General features: G+C 44.0%; 24 protein-coding genes. 12 read left to right on the forward strand and 12 right to left on the reverse strand.

The window, feature by feature from the left end; translation table 11 throughout:
* Positions 1-63 precede the first annotated feature (63 nt).
* Positions 64-981 carry a LysR substrate-binding domain-containing protein gene (locus tag FKN88_RS01090; protein ID WP_154168346.1) on the reverse strand — a complete coding sequence of 306 codons (918 nt, stop codon included), beginning with the start codon at positions 979-981 and terminating at the stop codon, positions 64-66.
* A gap of 157 nt (positions 982-1,138) precedes the next feature.
* Between FKN88_RS01090 and FKN88_RS01095 the strand changes: the two genes are divergently transcribed.
* Together FKN88_RS01095 and FKN88_RS01100 are read left to right on the forward strand one after the other, a co-directional pair.
* Positions 1,139-1,789 (forward strand): HAD family phosphatase, encoded by a 651-nt coding sequence (locus tag FKN88_RS01095; RefSeq protein WP_154168344.1) that lies wholly within the window; start codon positions 1,139-1,141, stop codon positions 1,787-1,789.
* A gap of 459 nt (positions 1,790-2,248) precedes the next feature.
* Positions 2,249-3,901 (forward strand): methyl-accepting chemotaxis protein, encoded by a 1,653-nt coding sequence (locus tag FKN88_RS01100; protein WP_154168342.1) that lies wholly within the window; start codon positions 2,249-2,251, stop codon positions 3,899-3,901.
* Positions 3,902-4,149: 248 nt separating this feature from the next.
* Here the strand turns inward: FKN88_RS01100 and FKN88_RS01105 are convergent, their stop codons facing one another.
* The 10 genes from FKN88_RS01105 to FKN88_RS01150 all read right to left on the reverse strand — a co-directional run bounded on the left by FKN88_RS01105 (position 4,150) and on the right by FKN88_RS01150 (position 11,138).
* The gene (locus FKN88_RS01105; protein WP_306687087.1) at positions 4,150-5,388 is read right to left on the reverse strand and encodes an integrase; all 1,239 of its coding nucleotides are present in this window, start codon (positions 5,386-5,388) and stop codon (positions 4,150-4,152) included.
* Positions 5,389-5,589 carry a hypothetical protein gene (locus tag FKN88_RS01110; RefSeq protein ID WP_306687088.1) on the reverse strand — a complete coding sequence of 67 codons (201 nt, stop codon included), beginning with the start codon at positions 5,587-5,589 and terminating at the stop codon, positions 5,389-5,391.
* 37 nt (positions 5,590-5,626) lie between these two features.
* Positions 5,627-7,159, reverse strand: a complete 1,533-nt coding sequence (locus tag FKN88_RS01115; RefSeq protein WP_306687089.1) for a DNA cytosine methyltransferase — start codon at positions 7,157-7,159, stop codon at positions 5,627-5,629.
* Positions 7,160-7,225: 66 nt separating this feature from the next.
* Complete coding sequence (locus tag FKN88_RS01120) at positions 7,226-7,822, reverse strand: hypothetical protein (RefSeq protein WP_306687090.1); 597 nt, start codon at positions 7,820-7,822, stop codon at positions 7,226-7,228.
* Positions 7,823-7,846: 24 nt separating this feature from the next.
* A complete protein-coding gene (gene yejK, locus FKN88_RS01125; RefSeq protein ID WP_306687091.1) occupies positions 7,847-8,854 on the reverse strand; it encodes a nucleoid-associated protein YejK in 1,008 nt (335 codons plus the stop codon).
* A gap of 42 nt (positions 8,855-8,896) precedes the next feature.
* Complete coding sequence (locus FKN88_RS01130; RefSeq protein ID WP_306687092.1) at positions 8,897-9,610, reverse strand: DUF2786 domain-containing protein; 714 nt, start codon at positions 9,608-9,610, stop codon at positions 8,897-8,899.
* Positions 9,610-9,849 (reverse strand): hypothetical protein, encoded by a 240-nt coding sequence (locus tag FKN88_RS01135; protein ID WP_306687093.1) that lies wholly within the window; start codon positions 9,847-9,849, stop codon positions 9,610-9,612. Before FKN88_RS01135 ends, FKN88_RS01130 begins: the two co-directional genes overlap by 1 nt.
* A 242-nt stretch (positions 9,850-10,091) precedes the next feature.
* Positions 10,092-10,463: a hypothetical protein gene (locus FKN88_RS01140; RefSeq protein ID WP_306687094.1), complete on the reverse strand. Its 372-nt coding sequence runs from the start codon at positions 10,461-10,463 to the stop codon at positions 10,092-10,094.
* On the reverse strand, positions 10,460-10,720 hold the full coding sequence (locus tag FKN88_RS01145; protein ID WP_306331051.1) for a hypothetical protein: 261 nt from the start codon (positions 10,718-10,720) through the stop codon (positions 10,460-10,462). Before FKN88_RS01145 ends, FKN88_RS01140 begins: the two co-directional genes overlap by 4 nt.
* Before the next feature lie 148 nt (positions 10,721-10,868).
* Entirely contained in the window at positions 10,869-11,138 is a 270-nt protein-coding gene (locus tag FKN88_RS01150; protein WP_306687095.1) for a hypothetical protein, read from the reverse strand.
* A 602-nt stretch (positions 11,139-11,740) separates the two neighbouring features.
* On the opposite strand from FKN88_RS01150, the gene FKN88_RS01155 reads away from it, so the two are divergent.
* Entirely contained in the window at positions 11,741-12,409 is a 669-nt protein-coding gene (locus FKN88_RS01155) for a hypothetical protein (RefSeq protein WP_306687096.1), read from the forward strand.
* Between the two features lie 15 nt (positions 12,410-12,424).
* Here FKN88_RS01155 and FKN88_RS01160 read toward each other — a convergent pair whose 3' ends face one another.
* Positions 12,425-13,327 (reverse strand): LexA family transcriptional regulator, encoded by a 903-nt coding sequence (locus FKN88_RS01160; RefSeq protein WP_306331047.1) that lies wholly within the window; start codon positions 13,325-13,327, stop codon positions 12,425-12,427.
* A gap of 88 nt (positions 13,328-13,415) precedes the next feature.
* On the opposite strand from FKN88_RS01160, the gene FKN88_RS01165 reads away from it, so the two are divergent.
* From FKN88_RS01165 to FKN88_RS01205, 9 genes are all read left to right on the forward strand, one after another.
* A complete protein-coding gene (locus FKN88_RS01165; protein WP_306331046.1) occupies positions 13,416-13,610 on the forward strand; it encodes a hypothetical protein in 195 nt (64 codons plus the stop codon).
* A gap of 73 nt (positions 13,611-13,683) precedes the next feature.
* Positions 13,684-14,232 carry a toxin YdaT family protein gene (locus FKN88_RS01170; protein ID WP_306687097.1) on the forward strand — a complete coding sequence of 183 codons (549 nt, stop codon included), beginning with the start codon at positions 13,684-13,686 and terminating at the stop codon, positions 14,230-14,232.
* A 67-nt stretch (positions 14,233-14,299) separates the two neighbouring features.
* Positions 14,300-14,434, forward strand: coding sequence for a hypothetical protein (locus FKN88_RS01175; protein WP_272924509.1), 135 nt, complete (start codon positions 14,300-14,302; stop codon positions 14,432-14,434).
* The gene (locus FKN88_RS01180) at positions 14,431-15,219 is read left to right on the forward strand and encodes a helix-turn-helix domain-containing protein (RefSeq protein ID WP_306687098.1); all 789 of its coding nucleotides are present in this window, start codon (positions 14,431-14,433) and stop codon (positions 15,217-15,219) included. The genes FKN88_RS01175 and FKN88_RS01180 overlap by 4 nt, the downstream gene beginning before the upstream one ends.
* A gap of 2 nt (positions 15,220-15,221) precedes the next feature.
* Positions 15,222-15,953: an ATP-binding protein gene (locus FKN88_RS01185; protein WP_306331043.1), complete on the forward strand. Its 732-nt coding sequence runs from the start codon at positions 15,222-15,224 to the stop codon at positions 15,951-15,953.
* A complete protein-coding gene (locus FKN88_RS01190; protein ID WP_306687099.1) occupies positions 15,953-16,585 on the forward strand; it encodes a DNA N-6-adenine-methyltransferase in 633 nt (210 codons plus the stop codon). The genes FKN88_RS01185 and FKN88_RS01190 overlap by 1 nt, the downstream gene beginning before the upstream one ends.
* Positions 16,582-17,097 carry an SAM-dependent methyltransferase gene (locus FKN88_RS01195; protein WP_306687100.1) on the forward strand — a complete coding sequence of 172 codons (516 nt, stop codon included), beginning with the start codon at positions 16,582-16,584 and terminating at the stop codon, positions 17,095-17,097. Before FKN88_RS01190 ends, FKN88_RS01195 begins: the two co-directional genes overlap by 4 nt.
* A 1-nt stretch (position 17,098) precedes the next feature.
* Entirely contained in the window at positions 17,099-17,683 is a 585-nt protein-coding gene (locus tag FKN88_RS01200; protein ID WP_306687101.1) for a transposase, read from the forward strand.
* Positions 17,684-17,986: a hypothetical protein gene (locus FKN88_RS01205; protein ID WP_306687102.1), complete on the forward strand. Its 303-nt coding sequence runs from the start codon at positions 17,684-17,686 to the stop codon at positions 17,984-17,986.
* Positions 17,987-18,026 lie beyond the last annotated feature (40 nt).

Here is an 18,026-nt window from a genome sequence, read left to right on the forward strand (position 1 = left end):
ATTACATTAAGCAAGTTAGATGACGAAACCGTTACGCCATTGGGTTAAATGGCCTAGAATTTCTTATGTCAGACCTAATAAATCAGCTTGTGTTGCATGGTGCTTGGCAACTTCACGACGAATCCAATCACAAAAAGCCAATACTTTGGGGCGATGATCGCCTTTTTTCCACACGAGATAATGTCCTCCAGTCGTTGTCATACTCGCCGGATGCGCCAGTACGAGGCTACCTTTAGCAAGAGGATCGGCGACCACAAAATTACGCGTCAGTAAGGCAATGTCACCGTGACGAACCGCTTGAATTGCTAGGGTAGTGGTATCGAACTCTAAGCAAGGTGCATCGGCAATCTCAGTGATACCTTGTTGACTAAACCAATCGAGCCAAGTTTCTCGATAACCAATAATCGCGGCGCGTGGCCAATCTAATAACTGTTTGGCACAAGTGACGTTACCGTAATGGTTTATGGCTTGTGGGCGGCACACCACTTGCCAGTATTCATGAGTTAGCCGTTCGACTTGACGCCCATCCCAGTCTCCATAACCGTTGTATATTTCAATATCAGGCTGACTTCTTTGATCAGATTGGCTCCATGGCGAGGTGTATAACCGAACTCGAAAGCGGGGATAATCTTTTAAAAAACTCGGCAATCTTGGGGCAAGGAAATGCTCAGCAAATGTATTGGATACACGCAGTGATAAGGTGTTATTTCCCCGCTCACCAAACAGATCTTCAGTTCCAATCCGTAATGAGTGAAAAACTTGGCTTAATACGGGTTGATAACTTTGTCCCGCATCCGTCAGTCGAATGCCTTTCGCCTCACGAGTAAACAATGTGGCTTTGAGATGATGTTCTAAAATTTTCACTTGTTGGCTGACCGCAGCTTGCGTGACATTGAGTTCATCGGCCGCTTTGGTAAAACTGCCTAAACGAGCTGAGGCTTCAAATGCACGTAAAGCATTCAGAGGGGGTAGTTGACTCATGATTAACTCCAATGGGATGTGGTTTAACCATAAATAAGAAAGATGAAGTTCCAATGACAGACATTAGTTAATATAGGGCTAAGGCCAAGCTAGACTCGCTATACAAAAGCAATTTGGCTTGGCATCCTATACAAAGGATTATCGATTAGGAAAAAATATGGAACTGGCTCTGTTTGATTTAGACCACACATTGATTGCTACTGATAGCTCTGCACAGTGGTGGCATTACATGTCGGAAATCGGTTGGTTGAAAGAGAGTGCATTGCATCATCAGCATGCACAGATGATGGCTGAGTACGATCATGGTGTACTGGACATGCATGATTATTTAAAGCTCACCCTTGCTCCTCTTGTCGGCAGGGAGTATCAGCAAGTCAGTCAGACAGCGGAAGCGTTTGTGCAGCAGCATTTATTCAAGCAGTTATATCCGATGGCGCAACAATTGATCAGAGAGCATCAACAAGCTGGACGTCGAGTCGTGATTGTTTCAGCCAGTGAGGATTTTTTGGTGCGCCCTTGGCAGCAGTTATTAGCGATTGATGCCGCGATTGGCATTGAGATAGAGACACAGCAAGGGATCATTACCGGACAGGCGCGAACCCCGTTGAGTTATCGGGAAGGAAAAGTGGCGGTAATTAATCGTTGGTTGGCCGAGCAGGGTATCAGCCCTGGTGATTGCTACGCCTACAGTGATTCACATAATGATATTGCCATGCTTGAGTTTGCCAGCCATCCAGTGGCGACTAATCCAAACCAACAGCTTAAAGCGCGAGCTTTAGTGTCTGATTGGCCGATCATGCATTTTTAGCTGTTGTTGATGCTGAATAAGTGAAGAAAAGGACATACGCCTACAGGAAATATTTTCTCCATACTTTTGGGTGTGTGTCCTTTATTATTTTTTGCCTTGTTATTTTACTTAATCAATCGCCATCAAGCAGAATCATCAATCTTCATCGTATATCTTGGTGCTAATTTTTAGGGATTGGTACTTTTGATGATTTTCCCTATCAAATTAATACGTAGATTCGATTAGCGAAGGCCCCTTTATTTCACTATACCTAATCAGACTAAAGTGGTCTTTTTAGTTTGCGTTACGTACAACCTGTTCAGCATTGATTCGACGTACGACACAGTAAAAACTGTTTTGTCTGAACGTGTGATACATCGGTGTGTTGACCCTATTTAGCCTATTTTTTGCATTAAATATTAGCAAGCTTAATAACAAGAAATACTAATAATTAATTGATACTTATTTTTGGAGGAAGCCATGGACTTTATGTCTCAATGGAAAGTAAAAACGCGACTTGCACTGGGTTTTGGCATTTTAGTCTGTTTAATGTTGCTGTTAACGATACTGGGTATTCAGAAAGTAAACTTGATTGACGATACTTTGTCACAAATCACCGATGTCAACTCACTCAAACAGCGTTATGCGATTAATTATCGAGGTAGCGTGCATGATCGCGCTATTGCAATTCGAGATGTTGCCATCGCCCGAAATAGTAGTGAGCTTAATAGATTAGAAAATGAGATAAAAAATTTAGAGCGTTTTTATCGAGACTCTGAAAATAACATGCAAAAAATGATCGCCAGTGGCGTGATATTTACGCCGAAAGAGCAGGCTATCTTACGCAGTATTGATCAAATCCAGCAAAAAACCTTACCCATGGTGCAATCGATCATCAGTGATAAGAAAAGAGACATTAATGCGAATGTAGCGCTCCTTGATCAGGTTCGTCCGGCATTTGTTGAATGGTTGAATAGCATCAACCAGTTTATTGACTATCAAGAAGAGTTGAATCAGCAGATGACGCCCGCGGCTCGTGAACAAGCAAGCGGTTTTCAAAACTTAATGCTGTTGCTATCGGGAGTGGCGATCGTGATTTCATTACTCGTCGCCATCGTTATTGAGAGAAGCTTTCGCCAATCATTGGGTGGTGAACCTTATGAAGCCCAGCAGGCGATCAAACGCTTATCAAAAGGGGATTTAACCCACCGCTATGGGCAACGAGCGAAAGACAGTATTTTGGATTCATTGTCTGGTATGTCATTAACCTTAACGGCTATCGTCAGTAATATTGTTCAAGCTTCAACCAAGATCGTTGGTCAAGTTTCAGAGGTCTCTGATGGGTCGAGTCGAGTTTTGAGTTCGGCCAAGCAGCAATCAAATTTAACCGCAGATACGCTTTCACGATTAGAAGATATGCGTCATACGATTGATCAAATCGCGGATATTGCTAAACAAACCGAAAGTAATTCGGTCATGACGACAGATAATGCTCATCACGGGCGCGAATTAGTCTTCTCGGTCGCGAAACAAATGGAAAAAATTGCTCTTACGGTCAACTCAACGGTTGAACAGGTCAAGTTACTTGAAGCGAAGACCAAAGATATTGGTGGAATATTAAATGTGATCAGTGGTATTTCAGAACAAACCAATCTCCTCGCGTTGAATGCTGCGATTGAAGCAGCACGAGCCGGAGAATCTGGTCGCGGCTTTGCCGTGGTTGCTGATGAAGTTCGTCAATTAGCCAAGCGTACCGGGGAAGCGACTTCGCAGATTGAATCATTGATCAGTGAAGTTCAGTCTCAAACGGCGATCAGTGTTAAGGCCATGCAAGCGACACAACCTCAGGTCGAAGAAGGTAATCAAAAAACCGCGCAAGCCAGCGATCTACTGATTAATATAGAAAAACAAGCTAAAGATACGCTTCATCGTATTCGAGAAGTGGTTTCAGCGACGGATGATCAAGTGGCTGTGGTTGGTGAAGTGGTTTCAGCGATGGGACAAATCTCATCCATGTCGAGTGAGTCGATCCAATTGATGGCAGTCAATGAAAATGCGGGGCACGAGTTAAATCGTTTAGCTAACGAGCTTAAAAAAGAGGTCGCTTACTTTAATATTTCGCACAACCGCTAACGCGATAAACCATGAGGGCATCGCTTTAAATGAAGCCCTTAAAACGGCGAAACCCCGATGTTGGTAGAGTAAATCTATAATCAAAGATAAATTTATTTAAATCAATATGTTAAGTGGTGTTTTTGTTGTTTTTTTGTCACCCAAAAACAAGCAAAAATCTAAATTTAACAATATATAAAAATCAATCAGTTATTAGAATTGAACCACTGTATAATGACACCCCCGGCAGAGCCTCTGCCGGAGCGTGTTTACTGGCGGGTTTTTACAGTGATTGGCGTTGCTTCATTCCATATCAGCTCACGAGATCCAGTATAAATTTTTGTGGTTTTGGCATCGGAATGAGCCATGCGTATTGTGGCGCTTTCTCCCATTTGCTCAATAAGCCTTGCAGATAGACCACGAATCTCGTGATATGTCGGACGCAATGAGATATCTAGGTTACTGTATAAGCCTAATTGATCTCGAATCTTACTGAACTCCTTACTGATATTGTGATGATGAACTTGATATGGGTGGTCACAATCTTTTGCAATCCCTCTTTTAGCCTGAATAGGCTTGCGGTGAACAATGTAAGGGCAATGAAGTCGGTCAGTTTTTGAAAGTTCGACTATTTCCTTAATTGCATCCGTAACAGGGATCGCTACCATTGACGACGCTGCCTTTTTTACCTTCTCTCGGTGTATGTACAACGTCCCGTGAATTATATTTCCATCTTGCAGCTTCGGCTCCTTGAACCAAACGATGCCGCAAACACCCTCTTTGGGTTCCTTAATCTTGTACTTGATGCGGTAAACTTCTCTAACAACGTGCGTTGTTTGTAATGAGAGAGCCATTGCAACTTTCAAAAAGAGTGGGGCGGCAGAATAAATATTTTCATAATCCTCAACGGTTAGGTTGTTTCGCCGTTTCTTAAAATCATCTTGTGATACTTTTTTGAGTTTCTTACTCAACATAAAGTTTGTATCGATAGCACTTTCATCGGCAAGGTATGAGAAAATCTTTTTTAAGTTACTAATCTTGCCGTTAAAAGTTCTTTTTGAATCGTTGCTGTAGTGAGAATTTAGAAATTCATTGATATGCACAAGCGTTAGCGATTTAGTTAAAACACCCCCCAAGTCCTGCTCTAACTTATTACATTCATTAACAAATCGGCTTAAAACACCTGCAGAAAGTTCCTCTTCAGATTTCACTCGTTTAATCACAACGGGCAGCCATTCCCGAAGAGGTTTATCCAGTGAGTCTTTCTTTTTCATTGGCGAAGGGTAATTGCTCGGAGCATCCAAACAAAAGCGCGCTTCACTTGCTCGATGCTTAGCGTTATATGCTAATGCAGCTTGAATGGCTTGCTGTTCAGTTGTACCCAGAGGAAACATTTTCCTAGAGCCATCTACAGTTTGAAATCTAAAGCGCGTTTTCCCTTTATGTGTCACTTTCCATAGGAACTCAGGGTAATGCGCAGTCTTGATGCTTCTTGGTCGAGCTGCCATTTACGACTCCAAAAACTCTAATAGTTCACTAGTTTTATCTGTATGCTGGGTCTGACTGTTGATAAGAACTAAGTATCGTCCAGTGGGTGTCATTGTGCCTTTTAATTTTCCGCGTTTTATCCAGTTGATGATTGTAGCGGCACACATACCAGAGTCAGGATAAAATTCATCAATGTATTGTTTAGGCTTTAATGTTCTCATTGCACTGATCTCCATTATTTCAATTTCAAGCCGCTGGTCAGGCGGCTTCTGATAGTTTATTTTGGTTTAAGTTAGCCTCAACAAGCGCCTGAGCCGCTGGAGGGCATACAGAATTACCGCACCTCGCCACTTGGCTTGCTTTGCTTATTTTCTTGCCTTGTGAGTTATGAGTAATTTTGTAATCAGACGGGAAACCTTGAGCTGCAAATAACTCATGTGGCTCAAGCATACGCATACCGATATCAACGATCTGGTATTGCTCACCATGAACAGTGACTAAACCAAAGCGGTCTTTTGTTGTTACAGTTCCAATTGGATATTGAAGGTCTTCACCATAACTAGTGCCGTAGCATTTGATAAGAAAGGCTCTAACTTCACCAAGGTGGAAACCACCGGCTGAAATGGTATGCAGCGGTTCATCTGTTGGGTGGCCTACGTTTGTTCCACGCAGTTTAACCATGTGGCTTGTTACTAGAGCTTGGGTGTTTGCAGTGCCAGGCCTTTTTTGTTCGCCACCGGATGTGATGGTATGAACTGGCGTTTCAATATCATATCCCACACTTCCAGCTCTGAACTTTGTCATGAATGCCATAACTAGTGCGTTATGATCAGTCGTTGTAACGGTCGCTAATGGCTCTCTTAAATCTGAACCAGTAACGCCTGTGTAGTGCTTGGCAATAAATGCGCATTCGTCGTTAACAATGAAAGGTGAATCAGAACTAAAGACAAACTTTTCCAGCCCCTTGGCGATGCGCTCCATTGTTTTTTCGGCAAGTGGTTTTTTTCTTCCGAAGATTGATTTAACAGGGATTGACCAGTCAATAATGTCTGCTGCAGTCGCGTAAGGGATTAATCCTGAACCTTTCGGGCCGTGTGTGGGTGCTGGCCAATCAATCGGTTTGTTGTCATTTCTTGCTACTAAGAAGAAACGCTTACGAATGGTTGGCGCACCGTAATCGCAAGCTGATAACGTTTTAAACTCAACGTTATAACCTAATCCCTTTACCAGTTTCATTTTCAGATTTATGTCGTAGCAAAAGTTTAACTTAAGAGAGTGATACATCTCTTTGAAAGCAGGATGACTTGGTTTAATACCTGTTGTTAATATTTTTAAGAATCCTTTAAATGTTTCGCCTTTACGATTTGAGCACGGTTTAAACTTGCCGGGCTCAACTTCAACAACTGGCCCCCAAGTCATAAATTCTTCAACGTTCTCAAGCATGATGATGCGAACCGGCACAAGTGCAGCCCAACGAATTGCAACCCAAGCAAGGCCGCGAATGTTTTTATCAACGGGTCGATTACCCTTGGCTTTAGAGAAGTGCTTACAATCCGGCGAAAACCAAGCTAAACCAACCGGACGCCCTGCACAGGCTTCAACTGGATCAACATCCCAAACCGATTCGCAATAGTGCTTCGTTTCTGGGTGATTCATTTTGTGCATATCAATCGCTTCGGGATCGTGATTGATTGCGATATCGACATAACGGTTAAGGCCAAGCTCCATCCCTGTGGATGCGCCACCGCCTCCGGCAAAATTATCTACAACTATTTCATTGTCTTTCAACATGTTAATCTCACTGCACTTGGTTAAAAAGGTATGGATTAAGCCGCTGGTCAGGCGGCTTTTGCTAGCTTATCTTGTATTAGGTTTGCATCTCGTTGCTTCGTAATGTTTCCAAGCTTCAAGATCTCCATTGGAAATGAAGAACTCTATATTCCCATCGCCATTTTGATCTCTAGCGCTTCCGCCATATTTCGCATTGGGGAAAGTAAACTCGGCTACGTTGGTAATCCAAGGGTGGCCACCTTGAAAATCGGTAAAAGTTAAGTCAGGGCGAAGCTTTTGAACCTTTTCTTTAAACTTCTCGAAATTCTCATTTCGCTCTGAAATTTCTTTCTCTCTGGCGCATTTGCATGAGATATTGCAATAAACCCAATCGCCATCAATTTCCAATTCTTCAACTGGTGCTTCATCTTCATCGGGAATTTGCTTTCCGCAATGGACGCATTCAAACCACCATCCAGCATCAATAAGCGCTTTGGTTGGAACCTTTCCCGATTCTGCGTATTCATCAAACTCAGGCGAGCGATTGCAAACAAGGGAATCGAAATCCCCATCAAGCTCACCACCGCCAAGTCTGCGAGCTGCCAATCCATGATGATGAAATACAACGCATGCCTTATCTGCGTACTCATCAGTTACCGTCCATGCAACTTTTTTCTTGTCCATTGGTGTAATCCTCTCAAGTACCAGTTATTGATTACGCACCAGTTGATCACGTAAATTCGGTGGCGTTCCTTTGATGGTTAACGTATCCGTTTCAGCATCATAGAAAACGCGTTCAGAGAGTAGGGCGCGGTCAAATTGAATCTTGATACCACCGCCTGCGCCTCTGAATGTTACAAGCTTGCTGATCAGCGGCTTATCAACGGGGAATTGCGCAGCGAGTTCGTAGCCGTTCTCAACCACGTAGCTTTCAAATGACTTTCCGCTGTTTGATGGCAGTTCACCCGAAAGCTCAACAACGTCTAATTCCTCGCCGTGTTTGGCCGCATCAAAACAAAAGTCTTTCACTTGCTTGCGAATCGCTAACGCTTCGTCTTTGTCTGCTTGCTGATCGCCGATAAAATCTTGTACTGCTTGCATTAACAGTTGGTTTTGCTGTTTGGGTTCTAGTCCAACTTCCAGACCGAGAAAATCAAGAAAGAAGTCACTCACGCCTCGCCCAGCTCGGCCTTTCAAAAACGTCACGTTGCGTTGCGAGTTAGTGCCGGTTTGGTATTCAGTCAGGTTGATTACTGCAGCAATCGTCATGCCTGGCATATTGAGATAGTTAAAGCGGTTTACTTTTAGCCCAAAACTCACGTTCATGCCCTCGGAGTGAGGCACTATAGCCACCATAAGTAAGTCAGTTGCAAGATGACGGTAGTGCGCAAACATGACTAACCCAGTATCTGCAAATGGATACTTTGCCAGCTCGTTAACAAGCCACCGAACACCGTAAGTAGAAAACTCAACGAAGTTACAGTGCTTATCAAGCAGTACATCTAGCTTGCTTTTAAAGACGCTATCTTCTTTAAAGTACCCAAACCCCTTTGCTGGCTTACTTGCAAAGCTACGATGTGATTCGTTAATCAAGCGCTCAAATTCAGCAAAGCTGATATGCGGCCCCAAATCGCCAGCGAAGTGGCATTGAACAAGTTCACCACTTTCATTTTTGATTAACTCGTCCACGTAGACGTTAATTATTTCAATACTCATTGCACATTTTCCTGTTTGTTGTTTAAGCCACTGGTCAGGCGGCTAAATGGTTAGTTTGGTGTTTTCTCGGCCATCAATTTGCTTATCAAGCGAAACGCTTTCTCCAGCTTTAATTCCGTGAATGAAAGCTTTTCTCTCTTCGATGGATGAAGGTTTGCGTGGCTCATGGCGGCGAGCTTCACCTAGCTCCCCAAAATGTTTTTCAATTTCAGTATTTTTGAGTAAAACTAATCCCGTGCCTGCTACGCTAGTAAATTGCTTTTCTCTACTGCGTTTAATTTCTATCGCTCGGTCTAGAACTTCGCTAGAAAATCCCCGCATAAAAAACTGACTTTCTGAAGCGCCTTTTATACCAACTGAATCTTTAGCTCTTTTTGCTGCTTTCACTAGGTATTCCATCGTCATTTTGGCCACAATGACATCAGACTTAAATCCTTGAAGAGACAAGTAAGAACCATTCTGGTTACGATTAATAACACTCCTACAGTCGTTTAAATTTGCGCAGGCAGCGGCAAGACTTCTCTCCCATAAGAACAGCTTCCCCTTTTGTTTTCCTACTTGAGCTTCTAGAAACTGACTGCCAATCTGAGTTTCAATATCCTCTTGAGACAATTGATATTTATCCATTAATGCTCGCGCTCTTTTTGCAGCAAGCAATGCTTCATTAGGGCTAGAGGTATCATTCGCCATTGCAAGCAGCTTGCTTATCTTGTCGATCACCTTGTCTAATGACTCTAAAGTATCTTTTGTGCTCATCACTTAACCTCCATATCCATAATTGGGTTGCGGCTTTGCTTACGGTTAAACAAGCGACGGATGGAATAACTACGGCCAATAGAAATCAGCGTAAAGTAAAAGCTGATTAGCAAATTCTCTTCAATCCGCAAGTGCACACCAAAGATCGGGAAAATAAGTAGTTGGCTCAAAACAGAAACCCAATAGCCAACCAGAACATTCGTTACGCTTTCAATAAAGCTGTGCTTCTTACTTTGCATCACGATCCCCAAATGAATAGATAGCCAAAAACACGACGCATCCAAGCGCATAAACTAAAACGCTCATACAGCATCACTCCCTAAACTATTGGTAGAAAACTGCTTCAAAAGCTTATCGATCACTACAACTGAATTGCTATAAGCTTTTAGCCTGTCAGTGTCCGAAACCTGTTTAGTAGCCGAGTAGGGCGATTGTTCCGCGAAACCAACAACGGGTTGGCCTTTTTTGTAACACTCCATGCTCACGCTCTCCCCGGTGTATAAATTCGAACTCGGTTGATCGTGTGCCAGCATTGAGCATCACCTTTAAATAACCCACCACTAGCCAATTTTGCGCAGCCCTGTGGTAGCTGCTCTCCACACTTGCTGCATGTTCCCAACTCTTGTTGGATGGGTGCCATATCGTTATGCGCTCGCAAAATGCACGCTTCAATCGCTTCAACTTCGCTGTAAGGCTCGGCAGGGTAAGCGTAAAACTCGCACACTTCTTTTAGCTTGCTATGCACTGTAGGGTGAAGTAAAAGCCCGCGCACCTCATGATGCTCTGCTTGCTTCTTCTTATCGCGGTACCGCTTGGCGCGCACGGCAGCTTTGCGTTTTATATCTTTGTTCATGCTGCTTTACCCCGCGAACGCTTGGCTTTTTCTGCCTTTTTCTTGGCTGGCAGCAAGAGTAAACGAGCGCGGCCAAGACAGTAGTCGAAGCATTTGCCCCCCCGTCCGCCAAATGCGGCGGTGGTACGGTAGGTTTCAACAGCTAAGTCAGCAGCGCGAGAGGCGTTAAGCGGTTCGTGGCCCTCAGCTTGAAGGATCTGAAACACATTCTTGTGAATGAATGCTTCTTGAGAGTTTCTAAATACGATGGTACTCATTGCACATTTCCTTTTTGGGGTGAATCCCCGCAATCAGGCAAACGCTTGTCAGAGTGGTCAGCCCTGTATATACTTGATTGCGAGGCGTTAAGTCTCATTGCACAAAGTTAACCCCTGTTGGTTGGTCACCGATGGGGGTTATCTTCTTTTAGTGGGCATACTTTCTTGCGTGAATTTGCCCTTGAATGTTAGTGATATCCGCGCCGATCTGCTGCATTAGCGCATAAGCCTCATCATCCACATGCAAAACCAACTCTTTTAGTGATTCCACTTTGTTTTGAATTGACTCAACGTGAATACGGATTGGGTCATCTTTCGCCAGTCCCATTCTTTGATCGTCAAAATCAGTCAGGCATACGTTAGCGACTTGAATGCCAGTTAGCAGCTGACGGGTTTGTTCTAGGGTTAATGGTTTCATAGCGGTTCTCGTTGTCAGTTTAAAATTTGCGGCTGGTCAGGCCGCGGTTATTGCACTAAAACCCTAGTTATGCACTAGGTGTGATCTTATCCCTGCTTTACCACCAAAAAAGTACAAAATTCTTAACAGCAAAAAAGCAGTTTGGTATAACTCTGTTTGAGCTTCATCCTAAGGGTGGCTCATTGCACTAAAACCCTAGGTTTCGGTCTAGGTGCGCCACTGAGGTGGCGGAATTGAGCCGTTGGCGGGGTGGTTCCTGTCAGCGGCTCTAACATTTCTGATTTAACCTCCCGAAGGAGGGCGGCTGGTCAGGCCGCCAAGGGTTGCTCATTGCACAAAAATCTTAGTTTCACACTGGTCGTGATCAGCGCTTTATTTCATTACTAAAAATTCACAAATACTTTCACAGTAAGAAAGCGGTTTGATATAAAAACTATCGATAAGCCTCTAGATAGGCTGTCACTACTAGTGTTTTTTGTTGTCAAACCAATTTGTATTTAAAAAGTACAACCTCGACTTGTTGTTGTCAAGTTCAATTTGGTTTCTTTTTTGGTTTTTTTCAATAAAGTTGTTTTTCGACTATTGGGTCTTTGGAGGACTTTGTGGCAAATGCAATAATTCTTTTTTTTATAACTCTTTTTTTCTATTGGCTAATTGGTGTAGTAATAAAACTAGTTCCAGCTTTAGGCAACAACACGTCTCTGCGTAGAAAAATTCAGGCGCTAGCAATTCCGCTAGTTCTTTTTTTATATTTTATTGATAAGGGAAAATCAGAGGTTGTTGTTCCAGAGGCTTACAATCTTGATGTGTCATTTTATGTTTATGACATCCCCAGGCCAAATCAATACGGACGTGTTTTGGCTGAAGCTAAAACGCGTAGCATTGGCACAGCAGAAGAGAGAATTGCAGTTGCGATGAAAGCAGCTGCAAGAGTGTATAATATGGTTGATAATGCCGAATATGTTGTTGTAAAAGTATTTGACGAGCGTTCGAAGGGATTAAATGCCATAGCTGTAGCAACTTTGGCTCCAAATGATTGTAAGCCAAATAACTGCAATGATTTCAAATGGAAGATCGAGTATTCAGATGAGGAAATTAGCGACCCTGAGTTCGCTATTTATGACGCATGGTATTCTAATAGAGATAACTTCCAAAAAAACGGCTTTACTGATGAGCCTGCAATTAAAGCTTTTATAGCTAATAAATTAGGCGTCCAAGAAAGCGAAATCGATCTGCCTTATTACTCTACAAGTAAAAGGCTTATTCTTTAGTCGCATGCCTAATATCTATTCAGGCATGTAACTACCAATTACTACGCCACATATCTCAATCCCACCATCAAAAATAGGTTGATGGTGCGGGTTGAGCGGTTTCAGGTAACGCTGGCCAAGTTCATTTTCTGCCAGTTGCTTGAATGTATGTCCTTGATCTGTTTTTGCAATAACCCGCATTCCTGGCTCCGCAACTTTTTCTGGATCGACAAATATGATTGTGCCTTCTGGATAAGTTCTACCGTACGGGGCAGTCATCGAGTCTCCCACAACTCGCAATGCAAAAGTGCGGCTTGATGCCGCCTTGTTTGGGCACAGTATCATTTCACAATCGTGAGGTAGCACTTGCGTTTCTGAATTACAAAAAGCGCCAGCTTGAACCCAAGAGATCACCGGAACCATGGAGGAGTAATTAATTGAACTTACATTGGCGCCATAATCCCCCTTGGTTTCACTTGCTAAATTTTTTGCAGATGTATTTAGCAGGTTTTCAACTGTAGTCCCAACAATGGCCGCAATCTCAGCAATTCGCTTAGTATCTGGCACAGCCTCGCCCACAATCCATTTACGAATCGCGGTCAAAGATATCTTTCTCGATAGCCTCTCTTGAATGTAGCCAGCCCTTCCTCGTGCCGGAATACCCGCCTCGTCACAGGCCTTATTCAATCGTTCCGAAAAATTCTCTTTGCTATAAGAGCCATTGCCATGGTTAGCATCTAGCCACCCATCAGCCTTACCAAAGCAACGCTCAATATGACGAGCCATTTGAGGTCCGATCGCAGTGGTAGGGTTACTACCCATGAACCTACTGGCTTGGGTGACTGAGCGATCTATTTTATTTGCGAAAGCGCTTGTCCCGCCAACTATTTGGGCGAGATATCTAGCGTTATCGACTCTATTTTCTTCGGCTGTTTTCATACTTATATGCTAAACCTTGTACTGATTAAGTACACAACGTTGTAAATACTTTATGGTTTGTGTATTCTGTACGTTGGAGGTACTCATTATGTACGCAAACTACTGGCGTCAACTAGACGCAAACCAACGTGAAACCTTAGCGAAGCATTTAAAAACAAGCACCGAGTATTTGCGCCTGATTTTATTTGGACACAAAACCCCCGGAGCAACGTTAGCTAAGAAAATTCATGATCAAACCAGTGGCGAGGTCGATAAACAAAAACTTCGTCCCGATATTTTCTAACTTAATTGTAGTTAATTGATCAGGAATCGCCTGACAACCAAAATTCTGTATAAATAACCAGCAAGGAGAAACCATGCAACACAGTTTAAAAAGCGTGATACGTAACGCCATTGAAGGTTGGCGAACCGAAGTGAGTAAAGAGTGCATCTCTCATCGGGTTGCCAGTATCTACCACCGTTTTGAATTGAAGTATGAAGTAGATGCTCAGCGCAAAGAGCTGCTGAAAAAGCCCGGCATTGACGACAAAAACAATGCGCAAAACTTTTTCCGCTACATCGAGCGCTCATCGATTGAATCAAAAGCAACGATCATGGATTTGCTACCCGCCATCATTAAAGCTTTACCCGTTGATCGCGCTTTGGCCGCGCTCAATCAATTCTTAAACCCGCTGGGTTTTTCAGTCGCCGCCATTGGAGCAAGGCAATCTCAATCATGTCGTGATCAGCTGCTTGCTGTACACAGCAAAGAAACCAGTGAGGCATTTAGAGCCGTTATCTCGTTAGGTGAGAACGCTAGCGTGGACCAGTTGCGCGAGGCCTACAGAGAGGTTCTTGAGGGCAAGGAGAGCCACGAACCGATTTTAGAATACCTTGAAACGTTAATGAGCAAAAAAGCCGCGTAGTGACTGACCATCACACCATGCGTGACGCATAACGCGAGTAAAAATTAACTATGGAGATCTTTGTGCAATGAGTCTTTACATCGTTTATAGCGGTGGCTTGCGGTTTTGGATAGCCGCAACACCAAAAGGGAAGCGTGTTGTCTCTCGTGATGAGGCAGCAGCTATTTTTCACCGAGTACAAGCGCATAAGGCGGCAGTATGAGCATTAAGATTATGTCTGCTGTGTGGGACGTTTCGGCATTCCGCGGCAATCAGAAGCTTATTTTGCTTTGCCTTGCCGATTTTGCCAGTGACGAGGGTTATGCATGGCCTAGCCTTGGCACGGTTGCCAAAAAGTGCGGAGTATCAAAATCCACCCTAAAAAGCCAAATCAAAACGCTGGTTGATCTTGGTGTGCTGAAAGTAAAGCACCGCAAAAAAGAAAACAGCCGCGATAACGATTCAAATATGTATTGGATAGACCTTTCAGTTATCCGAAAAATGGAGTTGACCGAGGTCGAAAATAAACCTAGGTCGAAATCTGACCTAGGTCAGAATGGCGGGGGGGGTGGGTCAAATTCTGACCCCAAACCCCCATTATTAGATCCACCATTAAATAATAGATCCCCCCTTAATCCCCCCAACGAGGAAACAGGGCAAAATTCGACAACGCAAAAAACCCGCAAGCGGACGAGTGCAAAAACGAAATTCCCGACTCAGTTCGAAGTGACTCCCGAAATGATCGACTGGTATGCCAAGCAAAAAGATTTTGTGCTCGGTGTGCAAGTTGCTACCGACCAGTGGCGTGATGCGATGATCGCCAGGGGAAGCGCTTACAGCGACTGGGTAGCTGCTTGGCGCAACGGCATGCGCTTGCAAAACCAGTGGGCACGCGAGAGAGGTACGCCCAAAGGCTCCACGGGCCAGACAACAACCGCGCAGGTCGGACAAAGCTACCGCGAGGGGATGGATGTATCCAAGTACCAATTACCGGAAAGCAGGGGGTAATCATGGCGTCACTACAACAACTTCAGGCTCGTATTCCGGCCCATGTCAGACCTTACAGCCAAGAGCAGATGGCCGAGATTCACAAGCGGGAGGCGGAAGAAATCAGCCGTCAAAGATTCAGCGAATACCAAACCGCAAAAGTACAAAGCGCTTTAGGGCGCAGCGGGATCAGCAAAAAGCATTCCCGATGCCGACTAGACAACTACATCACAGATAGCCAAGGGCAGCGCGTGGCGTTTAATCACGCTCATACGTGGATAAGCGATTATTTAAAACAGCCTCATGCCCGAAGCTTTGTTTACTCAGGTACGACAGGGACAGGCAAGAATCACCTAGCATCTGCCATTGGCAATAACCTTTTGGCGCGCGGAAAATCAGTGATGCTGATTTCAGTGCCCGATCTGATGATGAAAATACGCGACAAGTACAATTCCAATAGCGCGATGACGGAAGCAAAGTTTATCGAAGTGCTTAGTCAAGTTGATTTGCTTGTGCTCGATGAGGTGGGCGTACAGCGCAAGAGCGATCATGAAAACATCATGCTAAGTACGATCATCGATGCCCGCTGGTCGAATGACTTGCCAACCGGAATTCTAACCAACCTAGGCTACGAAGAATTGCAAGGTCTGCTTGGTGAGCGAGTTGTCGAACGATTGCTGGATAACGGCGGAGAGTGGATCTCGTTTGTGTGGGAAAGTTTCAGACTGAAAAGCCGTAAGCCGGAGGGGAAATAATGCCAATTTTAGTTCACTCAACAACGCCCGCGCAGGATAAAAACCGCTGGGGAACAATGTGGGAATGTTTTGAAGATGGTCAAGCCCTCTATGGCCGCAAGCTGCAGCTTGACGTTTGTGCCGAGCCAGCAACCGCCAAAGTTAACCGGTTCTACACATCAATCGAATGGCTTGAGCAGCGCGCAGGAAATTACGATCAGCGCGGTATTGGTTTTATCAGTGATGATTTTAACCCGCTTGCAAAAATTGTCGGCTTTGATGCGCTCCGCCTGCCCTGGGAAAATGACTTTTGGTGTAATCCTCCGTTTGACCTAAAGCAGTTGTTTATCAAAAAAGCCTTTTCTGAGGCTCGCGCCGGAAATAGCGGGATGATGTTATTGCCCTACGAACCAGCAACAGGATGGTGGCGTGAATTGGTTGATGGCAAAGCAACCGCGATTTATGAGCCGGATGGCCGCTACAACTTTTACGACATCGATGGTGTAACTAAGAAAACAGGCGTTAACTTTCCATCAGCATTTGTGCTCTGGACTCCGCACTACACCCATTACACTCCGAAAATTCCATTCACTCGCGGCGTAGCGGATGAATTGGGTATCAACTTCCGCACACGATTAGGAGAGGCGGCATGAACAAAGAAAATTGCTTGATCTTAGATGCATGTTGCGGTGCAAAAATGATGTGGTTTGATAAAAGCAATCCGCTCACTGTTTTTAATGATGTTCGAGAAATAGAAACAACTCTCTGTGATGGGCGTGAGTTTAATGTTAAACCCGATATCTTAAGTGATTTTACTGAGTTAAATTTTTCAAACTCCAGTTTTAAGTTGGTTGTGTTTGATCCGCCCCATTTAAATAAAATTGGGGACGATGCTTGGATGGCGATCAAGTATGGCAAGCTTCCATTGGAATGGAATCAAATGATTGAGCGTGGTTTTTCAGAATGTTTTCGCGTTCTTGAGGATGATGGAATTTTAATTTTTAAGTGGAATGAGCTGCAAATAAAAACATCAGAAGTTTTGAAGTGTGCTGGCTATCGTCCTTTATTTGGACACCCAAGTGGCAAAAGATCTGACACCCATTGGATTGTTTTTATGAAGAATCAGAGTTTTAAAAAATCCATATCCTGCATGGAGGCGGCATAGCATGAGACCTGAAACGTTATTGGCTAAGTTTGATTTAAAAGGCTTGAACTACGAACAAATGCAAAGCGGTGGCGGCAAAGGCTTGTTCTCGCTAGAAGAGCAGCTAGCCATGGTAGGGGTGACGTGGAAAGAGTCACCAATTGGATTTTTGATTTTGTTTGTTGAAATGCAAAATAATGAACATTCTCGCAAGATGTTAGAAAAAGCAGTCATGCTTGAGGTGATCAGCCAAACTCAAAAATGGCGCGGTCAGAAGTGCGAGAAAGCTTTCCTTGCTTTGGTTCGCGCAGCCATCGAAGAGGCGATCAACCCGCTAGGTCGGGTTTGCCCTGCTTGTAATGGTAGTGGTTTTTATAAAACCGAACGGCGTCAAACTCGCAGTTGTACGCATTGCAGTGATGGTCGAATCGGTTGGAACTATGAACAACGCTTTGTTGCGATGTGCTCTGGTGAGTTCGCTTGTACTTACAGTGTGTTTAAGCGTTATCACGAAGTGTTAGAGCCGATCACCAAGTGGCTTTCAGCCAAGCGCAATGCAGCAATGCTGGCACTGATGGAAAGAATTGAACGAGAAGAGGCGGCTTAGATGAGCATTGAATACAAGATCATATCGGGCGTTGAAGTTAAAGCCAATGTGTATGCAGGCAAGAACTGCGATCAACATGAGCCGTACTTAGAGTCTTGGTGTGAAGGCGATATGGGGACAGAAACCAGTAAACAGTTCTGCTTTGACTCTAAGCGTTGGCCTGTAGGTACAAAACTGCAAGTAATGGTTCCTATGTGTCCAAATCCAGACTGTCACGTTGACGCTGATTTCCAAGATGAGAACGGAAAGTGTACTGAATGTGGCTTTGATTGGGTAAACTGGGCAGAGGAACAATACTCATAGGCAGTATAAGTGCTACACATTAAAAGCTGAAAGTTATTTA

Origin of the sequence: Vibrio sp. 2017_1457_13, from assembly GCF_030851525.1 — a bacterium.
In the GTDB taxonomy this organism is placed as follows: Bacteria; Pseudomonadota; Gammaproteobacteria; order Enterobacterales; family Vibrionaceae; genus Vibrio; species Vibrio metschnikovii.